General features: G+C 41.1%; 3 protein-coding genes. 2 read left to right on the top strand and 1 reads right to left on the bottom strand.

The window, feature by feature from the left end; translation table 11 throughout:
- On the top strand, window positions 1–798 hold a 798-nt coding region (locus BAZSYMA_RS00895), incomplete at its 5' end, for an NAD(+) kinase (RefSeq protein ID WP_090714610.1).
- 9 nt (window positions 799–807) lie between these two features.
- Window positions 808–2,469 carry a DNA repair protein RecN gene (gene recN / locus BAZSYMA_RS00890; RefSeq protein ID WP_090714609.1) on the top strand — a complete coding sequence of 554 codons (1,662 nt, stop codon included), beginning with the start codon at window positions 808–810 and terminating at the stop codon, window positions 2,467–2,469.
- A 44-nt stretch (window positions 2,470–2,513) separates the two neighbouring features.
- On the opposite strand, the gene BAZSYMA_RS00885 is transcribed toward recN, so the two are convergent.
- Window positions 2,514–2,777, bottom strand: coding sequence for a hypothetical protein (locus BAZSYMA_RS00885; protein WP_143243041.1), 264 nt, complete (start codon window positions 2,775–2,777; stop codon window positions 2,514–2,516).
- Window positions 2,778–2,857: the final 80 nt, after the last annotated feature.

Here is a 2,857-nt window from a genome sequence, read left to right as displayed (position 1 = left end):
ATCACCAAGCCTAATGACCCACGTAGCGATGATAAAGCAAGAGAATTAATCACCTTGCTTAAAGATAAAAATGTAGCCGTAGTACAGGATGATAAGCAAATTACCGAACAAGCAGACTTGATTATTGTTGTGGGTGGTGATGGCTCTTTATTAAACACTGCTCGCACTTTTGTTGATAAAAAAATCCCAATATTGGGTATTAACTTAGGCAGACTCGGATTTTTAGCAGATGTGCCTGTCACTAATATGGAAGAGATTGTAAGCGAAGTATTAAATGGCGACTTCACCAAAGAAGAGCGTCGCCTGCTATCGTGCCAAGTCGAACAAGATGGCAAGATATTAGGGCAATTCTTGGCACTCAATGATGCGGTTGTTCATAGAACAGAAACTTTAAAAATGATTGAATTTGATTTATTTATTGACGATAAATTTGTCAGCAATCAGCGTGCTGATGGATTGATTATCACCACACCAACTGGCTCAACTGCTTATGCTTTGTCAAGTGGCGGGCCTATTATGCACCCCGGTGTAGATGCTATTGGCTTGGTGTCTATTTGTCCGCACACCATGAGTCACCGCCCTTTGCTGGTACCAGGTGATAGTGAAATAGTTATTAAAGTAAAGAACTCAGAAGATGGGGCAATTGTTAGTTTTGATGGGCAAACCTCGGTTCCCATTAAGACAGGGCAAGACATTCGTCTGCACCAATACAGCAGTGCCATTGACTTGTTGCACCCAAAAAATTATGATTACTTTGAGATCATTCGCTCCAAATTACATTGGGGCACCAAACTCTAGTGTAAGGCTATGTTATCTCAATTATCGGTTAAAAATTTAGCGGTTGTCGAGGCGCTTGATTTATCTTTTGAATCTGGCATGAGCACCGTAACTGGTGAGACGGGTGCTGGCAAATCTATTCTTCTGCAAGCCTTAAATTTAGCATTGGGTCATCGTAGTGATTCCACACTTGTGCGTCACGGGCAAGACAAGGCTGAAGTAAGTGCCGCCTTTGATGTGGCAGGTCAAAAAAAGATACAAAACTATTTACAAGAACAATCGTTAGAGGAAGATGGGGAGTGTATTCTGCGTCGTATTATTAGTAGCGATGGTCGCTCAAAAGCCTTTGTGAATGGTGTCAATGTGCCACTTTCAATCATGAAGGCTGTGGGTGAATTATTGATTGATATGCACGGTCAAAACGAACACCAACTCTTATTGCGCAACAATCAGCAGCGTGACTTATTAGACGCTTATACACAAAGCTCTGAGTTATGCGATACACTTAATACGATTGTGTCTGAATACAATACAATTAACAGTCAAATTAACGAACTAAGCAACAACCAAGACCTCAAACAGCAACAGCAAGAATTATTACAACACCAATTGCAAGAATTAAAAGACTCTGCCCTTACCCAAGATGAGCTTGACACAATTGAACATAGTTTTAAAACTAGCGCAAATGCCAGTAGTTTGATTGAAAAAACCACACAGGTGTTAAACCAACTCGAACAAGAGTCAGGCGCTAACGCACAGTTGCTAAATTTAAGCCATGTGCTCAATCAAGCACTTGAAACTGATGAAAAACTCGCGCCAATTGCACAAATGCTTTCCAGCGCACAAGTACAAACTCAAGAAACCATTTATGGGCTCAATCATTATTTGAGCAGTCTGTCATTTGACGAGCAGACCACTGCTGAGCTGGAAGCGCGTTTAAGTGAACTACACGATTTAGCACGCAAACATACCTGTCAAATCACCGAATTAATCACCACTCAAGACAACATTGCACAGTCCCTACAAGACATTGGCGGTGCTAGTGCATCACTAGATGGTCTACAACAACAAAAAGAAACTTTGGCGCAACAATATCATCAACAAGCTAAAGCCCTAAGCAAAGTTAGACTTGAAAAAGCCAGCTTATTATCAAACTTAGTCACTGAGGCGATGCAAGTCTTAGGCATGCCAGGCAGTGTGTTTAAAGTTGATCTGCCAAAAAAAGCACTTGGAGTGCATTACAACGGCGATGAAAGCGTTGATTTCTTAGTCCAAACCAATATGGGCAGTGACTTTAAAGCCTTAAAAAAAGTCGCCTCAGGCGGTGAATTATCGCGCATCTCTTTAGCAATTTCAGTCGTCAGTAGCGATAGTGAATATACCCCAACTTTGATTTTTGATGAAGTTGATGTCGGCATTAGTGGCGCAGTCGCTGAAGTGGTTGGACAAAAACTCAAACAACTCAGCCAACATTATCAAATTATTTGCATCACCCACTTAGCGCAAGTCGCTGCCTTTGGTCACCAACACTTGCGCGTGCAAAAAGCACAAGAACAGAGTGGCGCACAAACTACAGTTGCGCAATTGTCTAATGATCAGCGCGTGGATGAAATTGCCCGTATTTTAGGAGGTTCAATGATTACTGATAAAACACGCACTGCTGCTGCAGAAATGATTAGTTTGAGTGTTTAGCAGACAACGCACTAGCGGTTGGCTGGAATGATTTGTTAGACTTTTTATGGCCATTTTCTCTTTCTCAAAACATATTGACGATCATCATATATCCATTCAAGAAACTCTTGCATTTGAGGAAATGGAGCTACATCAAAGCCATAAGCCAACCGACTGAGTTCTGAAATTAAATCCCGAATTGGTGAAAGTATATTCATTAGATGTAAAACCGCATACCTAACCGCTTGATCATGTAATCCTGGTAACGCCAATGCTTCCTCTGTTGTAAGAGGTTGCTTATTCAGTCCCTGCATTATAGTCATCGTCATATCGTCAATATTACTTAGTCAGCCCTTAAAAACCACACAAAACATTGATTTATAACAATAAAACCAACAATAACCCTAGA

It is taken from the genome of Bathymodiolus azoricus thioautotrophic gill symbiont, from assembly GCF_001298715.1.
Classification (GTDB): Bacteria; Pseudomonadota; Gammaproteobacteria; order PS1; family Pseudothioglobaceae; genus Thiodubiliella.
This window is presented reverse-complemented; position numbering and strand designations above follow the sequence as displayed.

What these genes read in the sequence shown, in the direction of transcription:
- recN (WP_090714609.1), top strand. Translation starts at nt 808, where the DNA reads ATGTTATCTCAATTATCGGTTAAAAATTTAGCGGTTGTCGAGGCGCTT.
- BAZSYMA_RS00885 (WP_143243041.1), bottom strand. Translation starts at nt 2,777, where the DNA reads ATGACGATGACTATAATGCAGGGACTGAATAAGCAACCTCTTACAACA.